The organism is Brevibacterium picturae (assembly GCF_900105045.1).
GTDB classification, from domain to species: Bacteria; Actinomycetota; Actinomycetes; order Actinomycetales; family Brevibacteriaceae; genus Brevibacterium; species Brevibacterium picturae.
The window spans coordinates 1,633,497-1,656,504 of the sequence record NZ_LT629739.1 but is presented as its reverse complement, the minus strand read 5'-3'; the positions used below and the strand labels follow the sequence as shown (position 1 = coordinate 1,656,504).

Here is a 23,008-nt window from a genome sequence, read left to right as displayed (position 1 = left end):
CTAGGGTTACGTCGGTCTGCATCCCTGAAAGCGTCCAGCAAGAGAAAGAGACACGCACCATGACCTCACCCTCCACAGAAACCTCGACCGCATCCCCTGCAAGTGAAGCACCCGCGAACGCGGCGCCCTCGACCGTGGCGCCCTCGAGCGACGCCACTTTCCTCACCGACTTCCACCACGTCGCCACGATCGGGGCCACCGACAAGGACGGCGTCGACCGGCAGGCACTGACGCCTGAGGATGGCCAGACGCGTGATTGGATGCGCAGCTGGGCCGAAGGCAATGGCTTCGAAGTCCGTGTGGATGCGATCGGCAACATGTTCGCCTGCCTCGAATTCGTCCCCGACACCCCCTTTGTCCTCATCGGCTCCCACCTCGACTCCCAGCCACTCGGTGGTCGCTTCGACGGAGCCTACGGCGTCATCTCCGCACTCTTCGCCGCCCTGCGCGTCAAGGAGAACGTCGCCGAATCCGGGCAGGTCCCGCGCTTCAATCTTGCCGTCGTCAATTGGTTCAACGAGGAGGGCGGACGCTTCGCCCCCTCGATCATGGGCAGCTCAGTCTACGCCGGACTCTTCGACCTCGACGAGATGCTCGCCGTACGCGACCTCGAAGGTGTTTCTGTTGCCGAGGCGCTCGCCGCCATCGGCTACAACGGCATCGACACCCCACCCGAGGCGATCTCCTACGCGGAGATCCACATCGAACAGGGCCGCATCCTCGAACGCGAATCCACCCACATCGGCGTCGTCGAATCCAGCTGGTACACGCAGAAACTCGACATCGACGTCATCGGCGAACAGTCCCACACCGGCGCCACGGCCATGGCCGATCGCCACGACGCCCTCGTCGCTGGATCCAAAGTCGTCCTCGCCGTCGCCGAGGTGGTCGATGAGTTCGAGGACGAAGCGCTCGTGTCGTCGGTCGGCCAGCACGTCGTCGAACCCAACTCGCCCATCGTCGTGCCCCGCCGCGTGCACATGGTCGCCGACCTCCGCTCATCCGACCCAGCGGTCGTGGTCGCCGCCCGCGACACTCTGCGAAACCAGATCGCCGACATCGCCCGCGACCACGACATCACCATCAACGTCGAGGACTTCGACATCCGCGACAAACGCCACTTCCCGGAGACCGGCGTGGAACTGGCGGAGAAGGCCGTGGCCAATGAGGGGCTGTCCATCCGCCGGCTGGAGACCATGGCCGGCCACGACTCCGTGGCGATGAACCACCGTGTACCCGCCGTCATGATGTTCGTGCCCAGCGTCGACGGCGTCTCCCACTGCGAACGCGAATTCACCACCGACGAGGACATGATCCGCGGCTTGCGCGTCCTCACGTCCGTCGCCACCGAACTCGTGGGCGGAGAACTCAGTGAAGAACGCGACGGTGAGATCTGGGTCGGCGAGTCCGTCGCACCCGCACGGACATCATCCGAGGCTCAGGCACGGACGACGTCCGACGCACAGTCTGCGGCGAACGCATGAGCCCGGCATCCTCCTCGTCGAGGTCCGGAACCACAGTCACCTGGGCGTTGAGCGCCACCGACGCACTCGCGAAGTTCCGGTCGAAGGAACTCTCCCCGGTCGACTACCTCGGCGCCGTCATCGGCCGCATCACCTCAGAGGATGAGCGCATCAATGCGGTCACGGAAGTCCTTGAGGAAGCGGTCACCTCGGCGAGGGCCGCGGAACATTTCTACGCGAATGCCACACCCGATGACCTCGCCGAGGCGACGGCCCACCGGCCGCTGCTCGGACTGCCTGTGATCGCCAAGGAGAAGCACGCGATCAGCGGTCGCACGCTCACCCAGGGCCTTGCTCACGAAGGCGACACCATGGCGAGTGCCGATGCCGTGATCATCCGCCGCATCCGCAAGGCCGGGGGATTCGTCCATGCCCGGGCGACCTCCCCGGAGTTCAGCTGCGCGACGATCACCCACTCACCGATGTGGGGAGTCACCCGCAATCCGTGGAACCCCGAGCTCTCACCAGGTGGGTCCTCGGGTGGATCGGGTGCGGCCCTGGCAGCCGGATTCGCGCCCTTGGCGACGGCCTCGGACATTGCCGGATCGACCAGGCTGCCTGCCGCATTCACCGGCACCGTCGGCTACAAGGCTCCCTATGGCCGGATTCCGGGAGCCCCGCCTCTGTCCGCCGACTGGTATCGCGGAGATGGGCCGATGGCACGTACGGTCGCCGACACTGCACTGCTCGCGCGAGTGATGGTCGGCGTCGACCCCAGTGACCACGCGACGATCGATTCTCCCGGTTTCCTCGACGGGTTCGACGCTGACTCCGCCGAGGTTCTCGATTCATTGGCCGGAAAACGCATCGCTGTGTGCCTGCAGCTGGGGGACTTCCCCGTCGGCGAGGACATCCTCGGCAATACCCGCGCAGTCGCCTCGGCGCTCGAGGCAGCCGGAGCCGTCGTCGAGGAGATCGCACTGCCGTGGACGGCGGAGCGAATCTTCGAAACCGCGTTCACCCACTTCGGAAACATCCTCGCCCCTGCGATGCGAGCCGCGACGCGCGGGCACGAGGACACTCTGGCCGACTACACGCTCCAGTTCATGGCCGACGCCGAGGCGGTCGCTGCCCGCCATTCGCAGTACGAAGGACTGGTTGCGGAAGCTGCGATCCAAGCGGAACTCGCCACCGCAATGGACGGATTCGACGTGCTTCTCGCCCCCACCTCGGCGGTGGCGGGACTGGCTGCCGACGGCAGTTATCTGGGCGGGATCACGATCGATTCCACGGGCGTGGGACGGGACGGTCGTGGAGCGGCGTCGGACTCGGCGGGCGGGGTGAGTGCTGGAGGATACGACGCGGGTGGGTCAGGTACGGGCCTCGACCACTATTGGCAGTCGCACATGACGATGCCATTCAACATCTGCAATCGGGTGCCGATCGTCAACGTGCCCTCCGGCATGGCCGACTGCGGGATCCCGACCGGAGTGCAGGTCATCGCGCACCCGTTCGACGACCGCAGCGCTTTCGACGTGGCTGCTGCGGTGGAGCAGCTGGTGCCGTGGGAGGGCCTGGCGCCGGGATGAACGGTGCGGATCGACGAGCATCTGGCACGATGGGAATCGTGAACGAGAATCACGGAGCACATTTCGGGCATGGCGCGGTGGAGCGCTTGGAGGGGACTCTCGAGGCAGTCGAGGGCATCGGGCGAGATCTCAATGCCGTCACCTCGGCGATGGCCGACCGTGCACGCACACTTGCACGGAAGTCAGAAGCCCGTGCTGCGGCAGGTGAATCGGAACGAAGCCTTGAGGGGATCCCTTTCGCGATCAAGGACGTCATCGACGTTGCGGGATTTCCGACGACGATGGGGTCGAAGGTCAGCAGCGGACCGGATCCGAGCACAACCGCCCCTGTCGTGGACCGCCTGGAGAGGGCCGGAGCGCTGCCGGTGGCGAAGACGAACTGCCAGGAGTACTCATACGGCATCCTCGGTGATGAGAGCGCCTTCGGCCGGGTCGTCAATCCGATTGGCCCGGCGCTGTGCACCGCCGGGTCGAGCTCGGGATCTGCGGCCCTGGTCGCAGCTGGCGTGGTTCCACTGGCCGTGGGGACGGACACCGCGGGATCGGTGCGCATTCCGGCAGTGTGCCAGGGCATCATCGGGTTCAAGCCGACGTTCGGCGTTGTGCCGACAGAAGGTGTGTTCCCGCTGTCGCCGTCCTTCGACACGGTCGGACTCTTCGCTCGGGACATCTCATTGCTCACCTCGGCGTTCGCGGCCATCTCTGGGAACGGTCGAGGGGACAGCGGTGGCAAAGCGGTGCAGGCGGAGACACCCACAGTCGACACCAGCCTTCTGACGACCGCCGACGAATCGGCGGACGGGGCACGAGCGTGGACCGAACAGCACCTCGGTGACGTCAGAACCACCTCGGCGAAGTCTGAGGAATTGGTCGAGATCATCGAGCGGCTCGTCGGGATCTACGACATCGTGCGGCGCTACGAGGCCTACGTGCTGCACAGTCAGTTCGCCGACGAGCAGGGCGAGGCGTACCAGCCCGGAGTGTGGGCGAAGATCATGTCGGGCCAGACGATCACCGAGGGCGAATACCGAGAGCAGGTCGCCGCGTTGGAGGAGCTTCGCGCAGAAGCAGTGGCAATCTTCGATGATGTCGACTATATCGTCACACCTGCGATCGAGGGAGAAGCGATTCGCTGGGATGAGATCGGGCAGGAGTCTGCGGCGAAATTCATGCGCTATGCGATGCCCTTCAACGTGTTGGGGTGGCCGGCGGCGACATTGCCGATCGGGCCGGTGCACGACGGGTCTTGGGGCAGCGGGTCATCGATCGGTGGCTCGAAAGCTGGAGCAGAGTCCGAGGCGGACCCGGACTCCCGACCCGAATCGGTCCAAATCGTCGGCCGGCCGCACAGTGATGAGATGCTCCTCGAGTTCGTCGCCGGGTTCTGAGCCAAGGTCAGCAGGGTCGGCGGACGGAGTCGGTCCACGGGCGAAAGTACGAGTCGGCCAGGCATTGTCTCGGCTAAGGTGAAAGGAACCACCACCAGCTCGATCGAAGCGGAGCCGTCAGACCATGAGGCCCACGCACAGTCAGATGATCACGATCTCCGACGACACGCGCGCGAACGTGGCCATGCTGCCCGCGCTGGTCGTCGGCCTCGTTCTGGTCCTGGGACTGGGGTTCAGCCCGCTGGGTTCCGAAGCATCGCAGCTGGGCGGCGTCGCTGAGAAGCTCATTGCTCTCTTCCTCGTGGCCTGGCCAGTCTTCTCCTTCGTCTACCTGCTGTGGACTCATGCCGGCCTGCAGGAGCTGAGCCAAACGGAGCTCATCGTGCACGCTAAGTGGGCGATCGCTCGCAATCGCATCTGGTGGAGACGGTACCTCAGCGGCGGCGGAGCGGTGTCGTGGGCAACCCTGGCAGCCTATGTCGCGATCGTGCTCAACATCTACCTCGTCACCATGGGCTCGGACGAGAACCCCAGCATCGCTGTGGCGCTCGGCCTCGCGAACGTCGTCGCGTCGTGGGCTGTCATGGTGTATTCGTTCGCGCTCGAATACATGCGCTTGGATCTCAGCGGCGGGGGGAGTGCAGGCGAAAGGCAACTCGAATTCGATATGGACGAGCCGAGTAATTTCAGCGACTATCTGACGTTTTCTGTGCTTTCGTCCACGATGACTGCGGCGCTGCCCGGAAAAGCCGTGACACGCGCGGGGTGGCGTCTCGTGCGCAGCAATGTCATCGTCGCATTCGCATTCAACTCGGTCGTCGTGGCGACGCTGGTGTCGATGTTTCTGTCGTACATCACCGTGTGAGCAGAGAGAAGCTCACTTCGCCGATCACCAGAAGCGCCCCGATGATGGACGCGCCCACCGCCATGCGGTAGAGCACCCGGCGATTGGCGCGACGAATGACCAGGTTCGACAGCCACAGGCCGGCGACCATGAACGGCAGCAATGTTGCCGCAGCGAGCAGATGTTCGCTTCTGACCTCACCGCCGATCGTCAGCCCGGTCAGTGACAAGATGCTGCCAATCGTGAAATAGGCGCTCATCGTTGAGCGCATCGGCGATGGGTCGAGGGACCGAAGCACAAGGGCGATGGGAGGACCACCGATGCTTGTCGCCGTGCCGAAGACTCCGGAGACACTGCTGGCAAAGAATATGTTCCGCCCCCGGGCTTCGGGAGCCCACCCCACCAGGCTGAATCCAACTCCTCCCAGCACGGTGATCGCCAAGAGGAGCGACAAACCCTCATTCGGCAACAGCACCACAGCGATGGTGCCCATGACTATTCCTGGCAAGCGCCCGAGAACTCCCCAGCCCACCAGCTTCCAATCGACGTCGGCACGCTCTCGCAGAAATGCCGTCAGTGACGTGAGAACCGCAAGCAGAAGCAGCGTGGCGGGAAGCAGATCCGATTCGAGGAGGACGAGCACTGGGGCGGTGATCATACCCAGACCGAACCCGATGGAGCCTTGGACGCAGGCTGAGCCCAACACCACTGCACCGATGATGAGGTAGTGGACCAATTCCATCGAAACTCTGCTCCTTCGCAATGTGACACTGAGGCTCCTCAGCGCCGTCGAGTGAGACAGCGGATCACTGCACTTATCGACTGATCTATCTCACACTGTGCCACCTAGGTGCGCAGAGTGAGCTAATGTCCCGGCATATGGACGCACTGGTTGCGCAGAATACGCATATATGAGTTAGTCTCTACGTAGACCGCGCAGCACGGTGGGTGTGAATTCACCTGAGGAATCTGTTTTGATTGTGCAACGGTCTCACCCGACCAATCATCTACACACTGGAGTGCTCGCCATGGCCACTGACGTCCATAGCATGAACAGTCGTTCCCCCTCGTCGAAGCCGAGCCAAATACCTCTGCCGCGCGGACTCGGGCTCGTCACCTCGGTGGGGCCGGGCCTGGTGCTCGCGATGTCGTTCCTCGGGACGGGCGATCTCGTCAGTTCCTCGGTCTCGGGCGCTTCCTACGGGTACGCGCTGCTGTGGACCTTGATTCTGTCTTTAGTTGCGCGCACCTTCATCATTTCGTCCATTGCGAAGTACACGCTGATGAACAAGCACGGGGACAGCCAGATCCTCGACGGATTTGCCCGTCTGGCTCCTGCGCTCCCCGGCGTCATGGCGGGAGTCGTCATCATCGCCGGTTTCATCACCCAGGCGACCTTCGTTCTCGCGGCGTCTACCGGTCTGCATGAGCTCACCGGAGGTCAATGGGGTGGAAGCTGGGGACGCTTCTTCTGCGCACTGATCATCGTGGCGCTGACCCTGTCACTGGTGATGCTGCGCAAGCAGTTCGTCGTCCTCGAATACTTCGCGCGCTTCGCATCGGTGGCCATGATCGTCGCGTTCATCTACGCGCTCATCAAGATCGGCACCTTCGACATCGAGGGATTCGTGCAGGGTCTGGCGTTCGAGGTCCCGCCAGAGCAGAACACCTCGGCCTTCGCTCCCATCGTCATCGCCTCGGCGACCATCGGCACGATCGCTGGCAATATGCCGAACCTGCTCTACTCCGGGTTCATGCGCGACAAAGGCTGGGTGGGGCCGAAGTATCGGCGCATGCAGCAGTTCGACCTCATTGCCGGCATGGCTCCGCTGCTCGTCATCAACCTTCTCTTCTGGATTGTGGCCGCCGAATTCAGCGCTGCACATGAAGGCTTCTCGATCTCCGACGAGTTCGACCTCTCTCACATGCTCTCCGTCGCGGTCGGCCCGGCGGGCCCCTTCCTCCTGTGGATGTGCATCTTCTTCGCCGCGATGACGAGCTTCCCACCGCAGTCCCGCGGCTTCGCACAGCTGGCCATCAACGGCATCAACCATTCGGTGCCCTCCATGCGGAAGTATCTGGGTCGTGATGAGGAGAATCCCGCCTTCCGGTGGATCCAGGCGATCGTCTTCATCATCGTTCCACTGGCATCCACGATTCCGGGCGCACCCGACCTGATCTCTCTCAACATCGTCGGCACCGCGATCTCGACCGTGCTCAGCCTGCCCATCATCGTCGTCTGCATCCTCCTGCTGACGTCGAGGAAGAAGCACATGCACAACTACGCGGTGAATCCGAAGTGGCAGACAGCAATCCTCGCTCTTCTCGGCCTCATCGCGATCATCGTCGGAGTCCAGATCGCCATGCAGATACCGTCAATGTTCGAAACCGCATTCGGGTGAGCCGAACTGATCTCGACGGCAACACCACACCGACTTGGACAGCACCTTCGACCTGGACAGTAACTAAAAGGAACAACGCATGAACCTGCTCGCGAATCCGACGCTCGAACACGTGCCGGCCCCACCTGCCGATGGCAGGCTTCGGTACTTCGAAGGCACCAGTCACGCAGCGACCGTCATCGATACGGATCGTCGATCCAACCATGCCCCGACGATTCTGGCGCTGCGAAGCGGGGGACTGCTCGCGGCCTGGTTCGGCGGCAGCGACGAGGGGAACAAGGACATCGATGTGCTCGTGTCCAAGTTCGACCCGAACACCGCAGCATGGTCGGAATCGATGGCCGTCACTCATGACGAGATCCGCTCCGACCAGAATCCCGGTCTGTTCGAGGCTCCGGGTGGAGCGGTGTGGCTGGTCTACACCTCCCAGCTCTCACGGCAGTCCGGCGTTCCGGAGACATTCAACCTGCAGCACACCTCGGTGGTGAAGGTGATTCGAACGGATGACGACGGTGCTACCTGGTCGGAGCCGGAGTTGCTCTTCGACCGTGAAGGCACTTTCTGCCGCCAACCCATCCAGGTGCTCAGCGACGGCAGGTGGGTTCATTCCCAATGGCTGTGCTTCGATGATGAGTCGAAGAACGGCTCGGATCAGCCAGTTCTCCAGATCTCCGACGATGAAGGTGTCACCTGGCGGCAGGTTGAGTTTCCCGATGCCGCCGGTCGGGTTCATCCCAACGTCGTCGAACTCGAGCCGGGCCGGCTCGTCTGCCTGTTCCGCTCACGGTTTGCTGACTGGGTCTACCTCAGTCGGTCCGAGGACGGCGGCGACACCTGGACCGTGCCCGAGGCGACCGAGGTTCCGAACAACAACGCCGGTCTCAGTGCATTCCTGCTTCCCTCCCGAAGGCTGGCTCTGGTCTCGAACGAGCACCAGGTCGCCGAGGAGCCGGGGGACGTTGTGTGGCCCTATGAGCGGATGAAGGTCGTCATCGCGGTCTCCCAGGACGAAGGACGCACTTGGCCCGTTCGCCGCGAGATCGAACCCGGTGACGGTTTCACCGGTGCCGGCAACCTGCGCAGCAATCGCCGTCAGGAGTACCCCCACGGCATCGTCGATTCCGAGGGTCTCATCCACGTCGTCTACGCATACAGCTCACGTCGAGCCGTCCGGCACGTGGTCTTCGCCGAGGACTGGATCTCCGGTGTCGAGGACCAGGTCCACACCGATTGCAAGCTCTGGGGCTGAGCGCTTGTCGTCACTCCATCAGACGAACGAGCTCCCTGCCCGATAAGGGTCAGGGAGCTCGTTCGTCGCGTGCATGTGATTCTCAGTCGCCGGGAGGGTGCCCGGCGCCCATCGCGTCGACCGTGACCACCCGGATTCCCCGGGCCTCGAAGGCTTCGATCTGCTCAGCCGCGGCGGAATCATCGGTCACGAGGGTCCATCCGCTGCCCAGATCCGCCCAGGCATGGAAAGGACGCTGTCCCAGTTTGGCGGCGTGGGCGACGACGAAGACATGCGCAGCCCGTCTGCTCATGAGTTCCTTGAGGCGGACCTGCTCCGGCGACGCCTCGCACACGCCGTCCTCAGCGGTGACGGCGTCCGCGCCCAAGAAGGCGAAGTCGAAGGTGAACTTCTCCAAGCCGACCTCGGTGATCGGACCGATGAAGCCCTGGCTGATCGATCGGTAACGGCCGCCGAGCAGCGTGAATTCCACACCTGGGGAGTCCGTCATCTGCTGCAAAGAGGTGAGGCCGGTGGAGACGACGGAGAGTGGGGTGGTGTCGCGCAGAACTCGAGCGATCTGCGCGGTGGTGCTGCCGGCGTCGAGCAGCACGTGTGAGCCCGCCGGGACCTGGTGAGCACACCAGGTGCCGAGCGCCCTTTTGACCTCGGGGGCCTCATGGGAACGTTCGTCCACGGTGCTTTCGGACTCCGCGGGAACGGCGATGACTCCACCGTAGGTGCGCGTCAGTTCACCCGATTCGGTGAGGCGGGCAAGGTCGCGACGAATCGTCGAAGCAGTTACCCCCAGCATTCCCGACAGTGCCTCGACACTCATCTCGCCCTGGGTCCGAACACGCGAGATGATCTCTTCGCGTCTATCGCCTGCGTTCATCTCTCTCCCGCTGCATGCATTCGATGGTTCTGCGCGATGTGCTGTCCGCGCCGCCCGTCAGTGGATGGCTCTTAGCTGTGTGGCCACTGTATCGCGAGAGCTCGCGACTGCTGGAATCTCAGACAGCGGCCAACGCTGCCGCCTGGCGCAGGGCCTCACTCATGCTGGCGGTGTCGACCTTGCCGGTGCCGGCGATGTCGAAGGCCGTGCCATGGTCCACGGACGTGCGGATCACGGGCAGGCCGACGGTGATGTTGACGCCGGCCTCGATGCCCAGGACCTTGATGGGGCCGTGGCCCTGATCGTGATACATGGCAACGATGAGATCGTAGTCGCCGCGACCCGCGAGGAAGAATGCGGTGTCGGCTGGAAGCGGCCCGACGGCATCGATGCCGTCGTCCTGGAGCGTGGCGATGGCCGGGACGATCTTCTCCTGCTCCTCTCCGTATCCGAACAGTCCGTTTTCGCCCGCATGGGGATTGATCGCGCAGACACCGATATGGGGTCGTTCGATTCCGGCCCTGATCAGCGCTTCGTTGCCTCGTCGGATGGTGCGTTCGACCAGACCCGGCTCGATCTTGGCGACGGCGTCGATGAGTCCGATGTGGGTCGTGACGTGGATGACGCGCAGTTTGGGTGAGGACAGCATCATCGAGACCTCGTCGGTGTCTGTGAGTGCTGCCAGCATCTCGGTGTGCCCGGGGTACAGGTGACCCGCCGAGTGCAGGGCTTCCTTGTTCAGCGGTGCGGTGCAGATGGCCTGCACCTCCCCGGACATGGCCAGGGCCGATGCTCGTTCGATGTAGCGGAATGAGGCGTCGCCGGCGATGGGTGACAGCTCTCCCCAGGGCAGATCGGCAGGCAGCAGGCCGAGGTCGATGACCTGAATGGCCCCCGGAGTGTCCTCGGCTTCAGACGGTGAGCCGATGACGCGAACGTCGACATCCGTGTCAAGGACCTTCGCGGCGTGTTCCAGCCTGGCGGCGTCCCCGATGATGACAGGGCGGGCCATGGCGAGCACCGTGGGATCGAGGCAGGCGGCGATGCAGATCTCCGGACCGACTCCGGCCCCGTCTCCCATGGTCACTGCGACGGTGGGACGCGAGTTCATTCGTTCTCCTTCGTGGTTCGCGAGAGTGCTCGCGGGGATGAGGCTGACTGGGTTGAGGTCTGTGTCAGGGCGTCGTATATGTGTGCAAGGGAGGATTCGTCCCCCTGGCCGCCTGGTCGGGTGACGACTCGACTGAGCTCGGTGCGTTCACCTGAACTCGCCGAGGTGGCCCCGACCTGTGAGAGGACTGCCCCCGGGTGGATCTCCCGGATGGCATCCAGGGCATGGATGCCGAGGCGGTCGAGTAAGGCCCGTGCCGTTTCGCCGCCGGTGGCGGCGAGGTGCACAGGGCCGAAGTTCGTGAGGGAATGTGCGATCAGATCGGCCAACAGTCCGGGAAGCGGACGAGGATCGACCGATTCCCCGGAATCCGTGAGTCGAACGACGAGGTGGCCCCTGCCCAGCCCTGCACGCACCCGGTCGGCGGTGGCGGCCAGGACTCCGGCATTGTCGGCCCACGCCGCCAGCTCACTGGCCGGAATATCGACCACATCCACAGTTGCGTGGGATCGAAGGTGGGCAAGCTGGTCGTCGATGCGATCGGCCGCAGTGCCGAGTGCGAAGAGGATCGGAAGGTCCGACGCGTCTGACGGGGCGGACGATGACCTGGAGTCGCGCTGCGAAATATCGGAATCTGGCTGCGAGGTCCCCGAACCAGCGGTGGGAGCGAGGTGATCGGACCGAGTGTCCGCGAAAGCCCGGGCAAGTGCCGCGGAACCGACGATGACTGCCCCGGTGGACTTCGCAAGTGCGACGATCTGTTCCAGATCCTCCATCGACTCGGCGTCGGCGGTGATGAGGCGTGCAGAACGGAACCAGGCGGTCAGCTCCTGTGGTTCACTCGCGCGCAGCTGCCCCAATTCAAGGTGGGCGGGCTGCTCAGGGCAGAGGTCGCTCAGGCTGGCTGGAGCCGAACCGTCCTCGACGCTCCAGGCTCTGGTCTCGTCGAGTCGGACCCCGTCCATGAACGGGACTCCGCCGACGACAGTGCGGTTCTGCTGGGGGAGTGTCGGCGCAAAGATCACGGGCCCGGACGAGTGGTCTATGGCTGCCGACAGGTGGGCAGTGATGTTGCCGCGCAGCAGTGAGTCGATCTTGATATATGTGAAACGTTCCCTCGCCCGCAGCACATCGAGTGCAGCGTTGGTGCGCGAGACCGCATCGGCAGGGCAGAGGTAGCGGCAGTCGAGGTCGACGGCAATGTCCATCGGTGATTCTGCGGCAAGGTCGTGAAAGCCGTGAGATGACAGCGACGAGTTCGAGCCGGTGAGGAGGACGCGGACCGGGGAGCCGAGAGTCGCTGCTGCCTCGGCCGCGCCGCTGAGGTCGTCGGCAAGGACGAGTAGGCCGGAGTCGGCAGATGGCATGGCACTCCTTTGCGTCCGGTCCGGCTGGGGCTTCCAGACTGACATGCGTGCGTGAAATGCGCAAATCGTTGCACAGTGCGCGCAGAAATGAGATGATTCGATCACATGGATCGCATGATTGACTCGACGAGGAGAACCGTATGACAGCAGACAAGAGCCTCACCATAGACGGTGTCCGTGTGCCGTTGTCGCCGCTCGTGCTGGGCACCATGACCTTCGGCGACACCGTCCCGGAGGCTGTTGCCCACGAGGTGATCGAGGCGGCTCTCTCTGCAGGAATCACCGGCATCGACACCGCGAACGGCTATGCGAAGTCTGCCACGGAGGGGCTCATCTCTCCCGTGGTGAAGAAGCATCGCGACCAGATAGTGCTGGCGACCAAGGCGGGCATGCCTCACGCTGACGCAGGCGATCACTCGCCGCTCTCGGCCGCCGGGCTCAGGGCCAGCGTCGAGGGTTCGCTGCGCCGCCTCGATGTCGATTCCATCGACCTCTTCTACCTGCATCAGCCCGACCGAGCAGCCGAGCTGGGCGAAACCATGGACACTCTCGCGCAATTGCACGCCGAGGGAAAGATCACGGCGCTCGGCATTTCCAACTTCGCGGCCTGGCAGGCCCTTGACGTCATCGCGACTGCCGCGGCAGGCGGGGCTCCCAGGCCGGTCGTCGCGCAGAACGTCTACAGTGTGCTGGCCCGGCAGATCGAAGACGAGTGGCTGGAATGCGGTGCCACCCACGGCATTGCGACGATGGCTTACAATCCACTGGCCGGTGGTCTCTTGGCGCGGCGACCGTCGACCGCAGGCACGCCCGATCGCTTCACGGGCTCGGTGCTGGCGCAGATGTATTCGCAGAGATACCTCTCGGATTCGGTTCTGGCCGCAGTCGAGTCCTTTGCCGCAGTGGCTGACGGAGCCGGGATCCCGCAGGCGGAACTGGCACTGAGATGGGTGGCCGGGGCGCAGGGGATCGATTCCCTCCTGCTGGGAGCGAGCCGTGTCTCGCAGCTCGAAGCGAACATCGCCGCCATTGCCAAGGGCCCGCTGTCCGAGGACATCCTCGCCGCGATCGACGAGGCCACAGCCTCCGTCCGCGGATCGCAGCCGAAGTACAACCGCTGAATCGCGTTCACATCATTTCGAAGGGAAAACCCATGTCCCCAATCACAGGCATCCTCGCCGCAGTCGCCACGCCGTTCGATGACGACGAGCAGATCGTCGAATCAGCTCTGCGTGCGCATGTGCGCCGTCAACTGGATGCTGGCGTGCATGGCATCTTCGCCTTGGGCACCAACGGCGAGTTCTATGCCCAGTCATCAGCGGAACGTGCCGACGCGACCCGGATGGTCATCGACGAGGTGGCCGGGCGGGCGCCCGTCGTCATCGGTGCAGGAGCAGCGACCACTCGTGAGACCGTCGCCATCGCCCAGGATGCGGCTGACGCCGGAGCCGATGCGCTCTCGATCATCACCCCCTATTTCGCGGCCGCCTCGCAAGCCGAGATCGCGAACCACTTCCGTGCGGTGGCGGAATCCGTCGATGTTCCGGTCGTCGTCTACAACATCCCCGCGCGCACCGGCAATGCGGTAGCGCCCGCGACTCTTGAAAAGCTCGCCGAGGTGGACAACATCACTGCGGTGAAGGACTCGAGCGGGAACTTCGACACTATTCTCCAGTACCTCGAGCGCACGGATCGGGAAAGCTTCGACGTGATCTCGGGCAATGATTCGCTCATCCTGTGGACGCTCATCGCAGGCGGGGCCGGCGGCATCAGCGGGATCGCGAACATCTACCCGAAGACGATGGCCTCGATCTACGACCTGTTCCTCTCGGGAGATTCGTCCGCGGCCCGGGCCGCACAGGACAGTATCCGTCCGATCCGCAACTGCCTGGCTCTTGGCAACCCCAACACCGTTGTCAAATACGCGGCGAATGTGCGCGAGTTCGGCTTGGGCCCGGCACGGGCTCCGTTCAATGCTCTCTCCGACGAAGCCAAGCGCCAGATCGAAGAGACCGTCGCAGGCGATCTGGAGCGCGGACTGGCCTGATCGCCGGACTGCCCGAACATTGGGGTCCGCGTCGGCTGCAGACGCGGAGACTCCGCTCCAGTCCATCCATGCACAGCTGAAGGGCCACACGAATCGTGTGGCCCTTCAACTGTTGGCTCCTCTATAGTCAGCTGTCGACGAGGCATCGATCAATGTTTTGTCGAGACCTGAGACCGAGCCGAGTCTCATGGAGCTGAGTGCTGTTCAATCGACTGTGTGTTCGGGAGCCCGCCCCTGCAGCACGCGCACGACATCCTCGACGGCCCAGGTGCCCATGTTGGCGTTCGCAATATCCGAATAGGCACCGATATGCGGAGTAGCTATGAGATTGGGGGCGTTCATCAAAGGGTCGTCGAGACCCGGCGGCTCGGCGGCGAAAGCGTCCAGCGCTGCGAACGACAATCGGCCGTCATGCAGCGCCGAGGTGAGGGCGGCCTCGTCAATCAAACCTCCGCGAGCTGCGTTGATGAGACCGGCTCCCTGCGGCATTGAGGCGATGTGCTCGGCCGACAACAGGGGCCCCTCGCCGCCCGGCAGATGGAGTGTGAGGAAATCGGACCCGGCAACTACCTCGGCGAGGCTCAGGGGCTGCGCCCCCGCCTCGGCGATTGCGTCGTCAGGCACGAACGGATCATATGCCGCGATGCGCAAGCCGAATCCGGCGGCACGCTTGGCGACGGCTCGGCCGATGCGGCCGAAGCCGAGAATGCCCAGCTGCTTGCCCGTGAGTTCGCTACCGAAGAAGACATCCCACTGGCCGCTTCTGAGCGAGTCCTCGGCCTCTCGGATGCGCCGGGCGCCCATGAGCAGAAATCCCATGGTGAGATCGGCGACCGCGTCGGCATTGGCCCCGGGCGTGTTGACGACGGTAACGCCAGCGGCGGCTGCGGCTTCGAGGTCGATGTTGTCGACTCCGGCGCCGTGCTTGGCGACGACCTTGAGGTCGGGGCAGGCGGCGAATACGTCGGCGTCCATCTGATCAAGACCGACGAGGACCGCCTCGGCGCCGGTGAGGGCTTGAATGAGCTCCTCACCGGACTTGGGATGATTCTCACTGCGATTATCGAGATCCAAGCCAAGGGCCTCTGCACGGGTGCGGGGCGAGTCTGATCGTTGTGCGAATGATGGGGTGAGGACTGTGAGTCGCATCAGGCTCCGATCTCGATTCCGAAGGTCTCGAATATTGAGTAGATGCCGAGCAGCCCGATTGCTAACGAGGCGAAGATCAGCATCACAGTGAAGAAGTTGTTCGACTTGAACTCTGCCGGGACCTCACGAGAACGCAGGTACCAGACGGCGATGACAACGGCCACGAGGAAGACGCCGCTGGCGACGCCGCCGATCTGAACCATGATCACGGGCGACTGGATGATGAGATAGCTCAGTGCCCAGATGATCGGGAACGCGACGGTGAGAACGCGGATGATCCGTGTACGAGTGCGCAGATTCGTCCAGTCGAAAGCGCCGAGGATGGAGACCGTGTTCGCCCACAGTCGCGGAACACTGGCAGAAGAGGCGATGAAGGTCGAGAAAAGGACGGCGAATGCGCCGATGAGGAAGATCCAGTGCCCGGTTTCGCCCATGGTTGAGGAGTACATCGACGACAGAGACGTGATCATGTCGTTGCCCTCGGGGACGAGGCCCTGCGGGTGGAGGATTGCCGCACCGATCACGTAGAACGACATCGTGCAGACGGTCGAGACGATCCAGGAGACGAGGACATCGGTGCGCATCACCGAGATCCATCCGCGCGCACGACGTGCACGTTCGTCTGTGCCGTCGTTCGGTCCGGTGTAGCGAGCGTAGCCCTTTTCCAGACACCAATACGTGTAGGTGGTCATCTCGTCGGCACCCACGCCGGTGATGCCGAACATTGCGACAGCAAAGCCGAGCGTGCCGGCCGGGATGGCGAAGGTGAGTCCGGTGAGTACGTCCGTGGAACTGTATGCGAAATCGGTGAACGGCAGGGAGAGTGCGAGTCCGACAGTGGAAACAGTGAAGATGATGACGGCAGTGACAGAGAACTTCTCGACGATGCTGTATTTGTTCGTCACCAGGAGGGAGATGACGACAGCAAGAGAGACGATGGTCCAGAAGATGAGTGAGGGTGTGGACAGCGGCTCTCCGAAGACCGGGAGCATGATGGACAGGGCGGCAACGGCGCCGCCGATGATCCCTCCGCGTTGCAGCACCTTAGCGAAGTCCATGAGGATCCAGAGGAGATTGATCCAGCCAGCGCGGCCGATGAGGCGGGGGCCGACATGCCCGTAGCCCTCAAGCGCGGGTTTGCCCGAGAGGATCGTCCATTGGGCGAGTTCGAGCTGAACCCAGACCTTGACAGCGGTGGAGATGATGACGAGCCAGAGGAGGACGAATCCTGCCTTGGCTCCCAAAGCCGTGGTGGTGATGAGTTCGCCGGAGCCGATGACGGCAGCAGAGATGACAAGGCCGGGACCGAGGTATTTGAGTTTGCCCGCAAATGTCGTCGGCGGTTCGAGGGCGTCCCGTGGGTCGAGATGATACGGGTCATCGTTCGTGCTGGCCGCTGTGGGTGTTCCCGGTGATCCTGCGGAGGGCTCTCCTGGAGCGGTGCTGTTCGTTGTCATTCTCGGCTTCCTCGCGCGATATACGGTCCAAATTCCATAGTCGAATCCGCTCGCTGCGGGCGGGCAGTCGGACTTGTCGACTGCTGCATGAACAGCATTCTGTAGCGCAGAGCGCGCAGGTTGCGGGACGATCGATGGGTCAATCCTGTCATTAATGCGTGATGTACGCAACACGGCTGCATGAAATGCGCAGGGTGATTTCGGTTGGAAAGGAGGCGGGGTGCCGGAGGCGGCGATAGACAGGGAGGCGCTGAGTGTCTGGCCGACGAAAAGCGCGGCACCGTCTGTTCAATGAACAGGCGGTGCCGCGCTGGTGTCAGCTCAGCGGAGGTCAGAGCCTCCAGCAGCTGTCGAGAGGCGCCTTGTCATCAAATGTCCGATTCGTGAATATCTCTATGCGAGGCAGTGCGGCGATGTATCCGCCGATGTGTGTGGGGCCGAGGTTGTCCTCGAACGCCACTCTGTTGCCCGCGTCGCACCACGTCGAGGCAAGTTCACGACCCAATTCGAACGGCACCACATCGTCGAGGCGACTGTGATTGACCAGCACCGGCACGTCGGGAATCTCTTCCTGCCCCAGGCGCTGTTCCTCGACAACGGTCATGAACTGTTTGTCAACGAGGTCTTGGAATGAGCTTCCATCCTTCGTCAGCGTGGTCGTGTCTGTGAAGGCATTCGACAGCTGGGCTTCTGCCGTGCACTGGTGTGATGTGCTTTCGACCGCGTCGAGCCCCTTCTGGTTGAGGTGTTCGGAAAGGTCGACTCCAGTCTGTTCCGAGAATGATGCGACGCCATAGAGCAGGAGGCCCGTGTACACGCTCGAGAGCTCGGAGAGAGTTCTGTAGAGATCCGTCGGTACGGCGCCCGCCGACGCGGAAGCGATATTGAGATCGGGTGCCCAGTCGTCGGCGAGCTCCAGCGCTGCAGTGGTGGCATGTCCACCCTGCGAATAGCCGCGCAGCTGGAGCTTCGTCTGCGCATCGATTCCGCTTCCTTTGACCTCCTGAACGGCCTTGGCGGCATCGAGCACGGAGCGGCCCTCCTCGGCGCGGTTGAGATACCGGTGGGAGCCCTCGGTGCCGAGGCCGACATAATCCGCGATGATCACAGGTCGCTTTGATGCCAAGGCGGAGGCAACGGAGATGCCTTCATATTCGGTGCCCATGCTCATCTGTCGGCTGGGCGCGCACTTGTCGGCGATCCCCTGAGTCCCGGGTGCGATGACAACAGCATCCTTCGCCGGTGCGCTTGCGCCTTCGGGGGTGAGTAGGGTGGCGGTAGCTGCTCGCGCGTTGCCGTCCTCGTCTGTCGTTCGGTACATGTACGTCGTGGTCTCTGCGTCGTGCTTGATGAGTTTGACCGGGTCGAGATAGAAATCCGATGGTGCCTGTTTGACGACGCCGCCGTTCTTCTCCGGCAGTGTCGCGGGAGTCTCGTAGAAATCTTCTGGAACTGCAGTCGAGGGCAGGTCCTCGAGTGCCGCGGCGTACTCGACGTCAGCGGTGGTGATCTCATCGGACTTGTCGACGGCGGTGCGGGCCTGTTCGACGCTCACCCCATCGGGAACATTGCTCTTGTTCAGGGAGCTGGAATCCTCGGCCTGCCGGTCTTCGATGATGCTCGTGGCTTCTTCATCCGTCTGCGGGACAAGCGATTGAGCGTGGGCCGGTGCTGCCGCAGTGCCCCAGGTTAGTGCCAGGCCTGTGAGGGCTGCGGCGCTCAGCGTTGCGATGCGTCGTGGATGTGGAACCGATCTCTGACGGGAGGTGCCCATGTGTATAGTCCTTTTCTGTCGTGTGTCTCGGCGTTGAGAGTGCGCGGACAGTGGTGGCGTCGCTGACCGGTCAGACGAGGGTGGCGTCGTCGCGGCTTCCTCTGTACTTCATCTTCTCGGTGACAGACATCACAACCCTACTCGATAGTAGAACCTATGAGTAACATTATTTTTCGATCAAACGAGCAGTCGGATAGTCGGATGGTTCATCGCAACCAGACGGCGGAGTCTCACCAGTGCGATCGGCAAGGAAGGGTGCCGTGAGAACAGATAATGTGTATTGGCTGACTTCGAACGGGCCGCAGCCCATCGAGTTCATCGGAATATGACGACACGGAGGGCGACTGAGCATGGACCATTTGGGAATCGTTTCATTGATTCCGCCGCTGTTGGCGATCCTGCTGGCGGTGCTCTTCAGGAACGTCGTCGTTGCCCTGTTCGCTGGGATCTTCGTGGGCCTGTTGATTGTCATCGGGCCGAATCCGGTCACCACCACCATGAGCCTGGTCACTGATCATCTCGCTCCGGTCATCACCGACAGCTACAACGCAGGAGTCATGATCCTCCTGTTCTTCATCGGTGGGTTCGTCGCACTCGTCGAACGTTCCGGCGGCGGAGCCGCTCTGGCATCGAAGGCCGCGCGTCTCATCAACTCTCGAGGCAAGGGGCAGATCTCAGCATGGTTGGGCGGACTGATCGTCTTCTTCTCCGACTTGGGGACGCCGCTCATCGTCGGACCGATCTTCGAGAAGATCTTCGACAAACTCAAGCTGTCCCGCGAGAAGTTGGCCTGGATCATCGATTCGACCTCGTCGCCGGTGGCCGTGCTCATTCCCTTCATCGGGTGGGGCATCTACATCATGGGTCTCATCCGAGAAGAGTTCGACAGGGAAGGTCTCCAGACGTCTGAGTTCACGGTTTTCGTGCAGGCGATCCCCTTCCAGTTCTATGCGATTCTCGCTGTGACAGCCGTCCCCGTCGTGGCGCTGACACGGACGGACTTCGGCGCGATGCGGCGTGCCGAGCAGCGTGTGCGAGACACCGGTGAGCTGCACTGGCCCAACTCCAAGCCCCTGCGGCAGTCGGAATCCTCGACGGTTGAGGGGATGGCCACAGAAAGCCGCCCGATCGTCATCTGGCTGCCGCTGCTCGTCCTCTTCATCACTCTGTTCTCGATCCTCACGACCCTGGGATTCCCCGCCGATCCGGTGCCAGGCGAAGCATTCCGGGCCGCACTGAGCACGGCCTATCTCTTCGCCGCGCTCGTCCTCATCGCGCTCATGCTCATCTTCAGGATCAACCCGATCGGGGCGATCCTCGGAACCTATGTCAAAGGTATGGAGAAGATGATCAGCGTGGTGCTGATCCTCGTTTTGGCGTGGACGCTCGGGGGCCTGCTCGAAGAGATGGGGACTGCGAACTTCCTCGTCGAGATGATGTCGGGGGTCGTGCCCGCCGCACTCGTGCCGGTTCTCGTCTTCGTCTGCGCGGCGGCCATGTCATTTGCCACAGGGAGTTCGTGGGGCACTTTTGCCATCATGATTCCCTTGGCGATCCCTGTCGCGTTCGGGCTCGATGCGGCCGTGATCGTCTGCATCGGGGCTGTCCTCTCGGGCGGAATCTTCGGAGACCACTGTTCGCCGATCTCGGATTCTACGATCCTCGCATCGACCGGTGCTGGAACGGACCTCGTCGACCACGTCAAAACCCAGCTGCCCTACGCGGTCATCAACGGGGCAATCGTCGCAGTCTCGTTCGTCGTGGCAGGCTTCCTCGACAGCCCGTACATCGTCGTCTTCAGCATCTCCGCGATGATCATCGTCTACCTTGCAATCTCGCGCGTGAGCTCAGCGCGGAAGTCGCGTGCTGTGAATGCGGAAAGCCCGACCGCCGCCGAGGTTGACTGACCTCGGCCCTCAACGACGAGCATGGCGGTGGAGTACGGTCCGGCCGGCAAGAGCGAGAAGTCCGCGACCCTGACCCCTTGACCCCGTGGAGAAGGTGCTTCATCGCGATCATGCTCATGTGATGCGCCGATCAGAACAATGAGTCGATGGCTGAAGATCTCCGACAAGACGCGATGTCATTTCAGCTGAAAAATCGCTGCAGCTGGGATAGCGTCTGCAGTGGCTGGGCGACGGGCAGCTCTGTTCGGCGGAGACGAGAAGGAGAGCAGAATGAACACTGCAACAGGCTGGGAACGGCATCTGTCCTGGCTGGTGCCCCTTCTGCTCATCCCACTCTCGATCTGGATCTTCGGACTCATCGCCGAGGCGATGCTCACCAACTCGGATTCGGAAAACACCGCCTCGGCGATGTGGATCGGTGTCATCTGCGTGATCTGTGCCGTGGTGGCTCCGGTCGTGCTCTTCATCATGACGATCATCGGCATGCAGAAGACCTACCGGACAAGCAGGCTCTATGCGCGAAAGATGCGCAAGCGCAATGAACGCGCGGCACGGGCGATGGAAGCGCAGATCGTGCGCGAGGGAGGACCACGGTGCGATGCGACCGCACGCGCGGCGGCTCGTGCACGAGCAGCACAATGGTATGAGAAATTCCTGCGCGGCGACGAGCCGGAGCATGCCCGCAGCTTCAATCTCAATCTCGCGCAAGGCGAGCGAATCTTCGACCAGTTTCGGGCGAAATATGCACGGTACTACGGAATGGACGTCAGCTATCAGACCGGAGGGGTCTTTGCCATGGGCAGCCCTCTCTTCGTCACAGGTGCCCTCATCGGATCGGCGATCGGCAACGTCAACACACGCTCGCGGGCGCAGCAGATGGCAGCCGCACAGTGGCGTGAGATTCAGTATGTCGACGTCTTCGTCACCGATCGGCGCTTCATCATTCCGGTGGGTGGGCGCACCCTGTCGTTCTACTACAGCGGAGTCGTCGCGTACTTCCCCGAGCTCGAGGCGATGACCCTGACCCTCGACTACGGTGACCAGACGCAGCCGATGCAGCTGTTCTCACCAAGCGTTGCCTCGGCATCAGTGCTCATGATTCATCAGTTGCAGGGTGCTGATGTGCTGCGAAGTCATCCAGCGGTCGAAGTCGTTCGGGCTCAGGCCATCTCTCAGTGAGGCGGCTTCTCCTGCAGACCAACCTCTGCCCTGTAGTCCCCGGGCTCGAGGAAGCGGGAGGCGAGGCTGTCGAGGAAAGTGATCAGTGCTCCGAAGGTGTAGTGGGATGCGAGTGCTGCGACTGCTGATCCGGTTCAGAGTCTGATGTTCAGTCCAGTTCGAAAGCCGTGGATAGAGGCATGTATCCGGTTGACTCGCCTTGCTCGATGGCATCCTGAGTGACCATGAGCAACCCTTCGAGGATGGCCTTCAGCGCACTGGGCGAGGTCGCGCGAGACTTGGATATGTTGAGTACCGCCCGGCGTCTCAGGGCGTCTCCGGCGACATGGAAATGAGGAACTGTGCCTGCTTTGTCCGCAGACAGCGGCAGGATCGCGAAGGCGGAGCCGGAGCGAGCGATATCGAGCATCGTCGGCAGTGATTCCAGATCGGCCACGATCCTCGGGTTCAGTGCTCTCCTGCGGAAAGCTCTGTCCACCAGGCTCCGCAGATTGCTGCGCAAGCCTGGAGCCACCATCGGCAGATCCGCGATATCTTCGAGCCGCACAATTCCGTTGTGTGCATATGCCGAGCACAGCGGACCGAATGCGAACATCTCCTCCTCGAAGAGCGGGATCCAGGTGACGTCCTGTCCCGTTTCGAGCAAGGATGCAACAGCGGCTGACACGTCGCGAGCAGTCGTGCTGCCGCCGGCCTCGACCATGCCCTGGCCCCCGGCACTCGTCTCTGAATCCTCGACGTAGTCGTCGTAGGAGATGGCGAAGTCCATGCGGCCGTTCTCAAAGAGCTCGCGCAGGTATCCGCTCATCGATTCGAAGAGTTCGAGCCGGATACCCGGGTGATTCTGCAGTGTCCACCTCACCAGCGGTGCGGCCAGATGGCTTGCGGCTCCTGTTGTCACTCCGACGGAGACAACGCCTCGAACGTCGGTGGCAGCAGCGACCGATGTGGAGAGCTGATCGAACTCACGAACCAGTCTGAAGGCGTCCTTGTACAGGGCTTGGCCCGAAGACGTGGGGCGTATCCCTCGATTGCTGCGCTCGAGCAGGATTGTGTGCAGGCTCTGCTCCAGCGCCCGCATCTGCTGACTCAACGCCGGCTGGCTCATGTGAAGCGACTGCGCGGCTCGAGAAAGGCTGCCGGACTCGATGACAGTGATGAAATACCGCAGCTGCTGGACTTCCATCGACTGTCATCCACCCTTCATG

Annotated in this window: 18 protein-coding genes; 10 read left to right on the top strand and 8 right to left on the bottom strand. The window is 62.8% G+C overall.

Annotation, left to right across the window (positions count from 1 at the left end; genetic code table 11):
• Positions 1-59 precede the first annotated feature (59 nt).
• The 4 genes from BLT92_RS07745 (at position 60) to BLT92_RS07730 (ending at position 5,305) form a co-directional block, all read left to right on the top strand.
• Complete coding sequence (locus BLT92_RS07745) at positions 60-1,484, top strand: M20 family metallo-hydrolase (RefSeq protein WP_092104595.1); 1,425 nt, start codon at positions 60-62, stop codon at positions 1,482-1,484.
• A complete protein-coding gene (locus tag BLT92_RS07740; protein ID WP_092104593.1) occupies positions 1,481-3,052 on the top strand; it encodes an amidase in 1,572 nt (523 codons plus the stop codon). Before BLT92_RS07745 ends, BLT92_RS07740 begins: the two co-directional genes overlap by 4 nt.
• A gap of 38 nt (positions 3,053-3,090) precedes the next feature.
• Positions 3,091-4,440 carry an amidase gene (locus BLT92_RS07735; protein WP_172802571.1) on the top strand — a complete coding sequence of 450 codons (1,350 nt, stop codon included), beginning with the start codon at positions 3,091-3,093 and terminating at the stop codon, positions 4,438-4,440.
• Positions 4,441-4,564: 124 nt separating this feature from the next.
• Positions 4,565-5,305 carry a DUF1345 domain-containing protein gene (locus BLT92_RS07730; RefSeq protein ID WP_231939083.1) on the top strand — a complete coding sequence of 247 codons (741 nt, stop codon included), beginning with the start codon at positions 4,565-4,567 and terminating at the stop codon, positions 5,303-5,305.
• On the opposite strand, the gene BLT92_RS07725 is transcribed toward BLT92_RS07730, so the two are convergent.
• Positions 5,295-6,026 (bottom strand): sulfite exporter TauE/SafE family protein, encoded by a 732-nt coding sequence (locus tag BLT92_RS07725; RefSeq protein WP_092104588.1) that lies wholly within the window; start codon positions 6,024-6,026, stop codon positions 5,295-5,297. The two genes, BLT92_RS07730 and BLT92_RS07725, sit on opposite strands and share 11 nt — an antisense overlap.
• A gap of 307 nt (positions 6,027-6,333) precedes the next feature.
• On the opposite strand from BLT92_RS07725, the gene BLT92_RS07720 reads away from it, so the two are divergent.
• Positions 6,334-7,686: an NRAMP family divalent metal transporter gene (locus BLT92_RS07720; RefSeq protein WP_157691385.1), complete on the top strand. Its 1,353-nt coding sequence runs from the start codon at positions 6,334-6,336 to the stop codon at positions 7,684-7,686.
• A 79-nt stretch (positions 7,687-7,765) separates the two neighbouring features.
• Positions 7,766-8,935 (top strand): sialidase family protein, encoded by a 1,170-nt coding sequence (locus BLT92_RS07715; RefSeq protein ID WP_092104585.1) that lies wholly within the window; start codon positions 7,766-7,768, stop codon positions 8,933-8,935.
• Positions 8,936-9,017: 82 nt separating this feature from the next.
• On the opposite strand, the gene BLT92_RS07710 is transcribed toward BLT92_RS07715, so the two are convergent.
• From BLT92_RS07710 to BLT92_RS07700, 3 genes are all read right to left on the bottom strand, one after another.
• Positions 9,018-9,809 (bottom strand): DeoR/GlpR family DNA-binding transcription regulator, encoded by a 792-nt coding sequence (locus tag BLT92_RS07710; protein ID WP_092104583.1) that lies wholly within the window; start codon positions 9,807-9,809, stop codon positions 9,018-9,020.
• Between the two features lie 118 nt (positions 9,810-9,927).
• Positions 9,928-10,920: a 4-hydroxythreonine-4-phosphate dehydrogenase PdxA gene (pdxA, locus tag BLT92_RS07705; RefSeq protein WP_092104581.1), complete on the bottom strand. Its 993-nt coding sequence runs from the start codon at positions 10,918-10,920 to the stop codon at positions 9,928-9,930.
• Positions 10,917-12,287: a four-carbon acid sugar kinase family protein gene (locus BLT92_RS07700; RefSeq protein ID WP_157691384.1), complete on the bottom strand. Its 1,371-nt coding sequence runs from the start codon at positions 12,285-12,287 to the stop codon at positions 10,917-10,919. Before BLT92_RS07700 ends, pdxA begins: the two co-directional genes overlap by 4 nt.
• A 140-nt stretch (positions 12,288-12,427) precedes the next feature.
• On the opposite strand from BLT92_RS07700, the gene BLT92_RS07695 reads away from it, so the two are divergent.
• Together BLT92_RS07695 and BLT92_RS07690 are read left to right on the top strand one after the other, a co-directional pair.
• A complete protein-coding gene (locus BLT92_RS07695) occupies positions 12,428-13,408 on the top strand; it encodes an aldo/keto reductase (protein WP_092104577.1) in 981 nt (326 codons plus the stop codon).
• A 32-nt stretch (positions 13,409-13,440) separates the two neighbouring features.
• Positions 13,441-14,334, top strand: a complete 894-nt coding sequence (locus tag BLT92_RS07690) for a dihydrodipicolinate synthase family protein (protein ID WP_092104575.1) — start codon at positions 13,441-13,443, stop codon at positions 14,332-14,334.
• Positions 14,335-14,538: 204 nt separating this feature from the next.
• Here BLT92_RS07690 and BLT92_RS07685 read toward each other — a convergent pair whose 3' ends face one another.
• The 3 genes from BLT92_RS07685 to BLT92_RS21320 form a co-directional block, all read right to left on the bottom strand.
• Entirely contained in the window at positions 14,539-15,483 is a 945-nt protein-coding gene (locus BLT92_RS07685) for a phosphoglycerate dehydrogenase (protein WP_092104573.1), read from the bottom strand.
• Positions 15,483-16,940 carry an Nramp family divalent metal transporter gene (locus BLT92_RS07680; RefSeq protein WP_092104571.1) on the bottom strand — a complete coding sequence of 486 codons (1,458 nt, stop codon included), beginning with the start codon at positions 16,938-16,940 and terminating at the stop codon, positions 15,483-15,485. Before BLT92_RS07680 ends, BLT92_RS07685 begins: the two co-directional genes overlap by 1 nt.
• A 331-nt stretch (positions 16,941-17,271) precedes the next feature.
• Positions 17,272-18,714 carry a lipase family protein gene (locus BLT92_RS21320; RefSeq protein ID WP_092104569.1) on the bottom strand — a complete coding sequence of 481 codons (1,443 nt, stop codon included), beginning with the start codon at positions 18,712-18,714 and terminating at the stop codon, positions 17,272-17,274.
• A 350-nt stretch (positions 18,715-19,064) separates the two neighbouring features.
• Between BLT92_RS21320 and BLT92_RS07670 the strand changes: the two genes are divergently transcribed.
• Both BLT92_RS07670 and BLT92_RS07665 read left to right on the top strand, forming a co-directional pair.
• Positions 19,065-20,621 (top strand): Na+/H+ antiporter NhaC family protein, encoded by a 1,557-nt coding sequence (locus tag BLT92_RS07670; RefSeq protein WP_092104567.1) that lies wholly within the window; start codon positions 19,065-19,067, stop codon positions 20,619-20,621.
• A gap of 270 nt (positions 20,622-20,891) precedes the next feature.
• Positions 20,892-21,800, top strand: coding sequence for a hypothetical protein (locus tag BLT92_RS07665; protein WP_092104565.1), 909 nt, complete (start codon positions 20,892-20,894; stop codon positions 21,798-21,800).
• Positions 21,801-21,948: 148 nt separating this feature from the next.
• Here the strand turns inward: BLT92_RS07665 and BLT92_RS07660 are convergent, their stop codons facing one another.
• A complete protein-coding gene (locus tag BLT92_RS07660) occupies positions 21,949-22,986 on the bottom strand; it encodes a LysR substrate-binding domain-containing protein (RefSeq protein WP_092104563.1) in 1,038 nt (345 codons plus the stop codon).
• Positions 22,987-23,008: the final 22 nt, after the last annotated feature.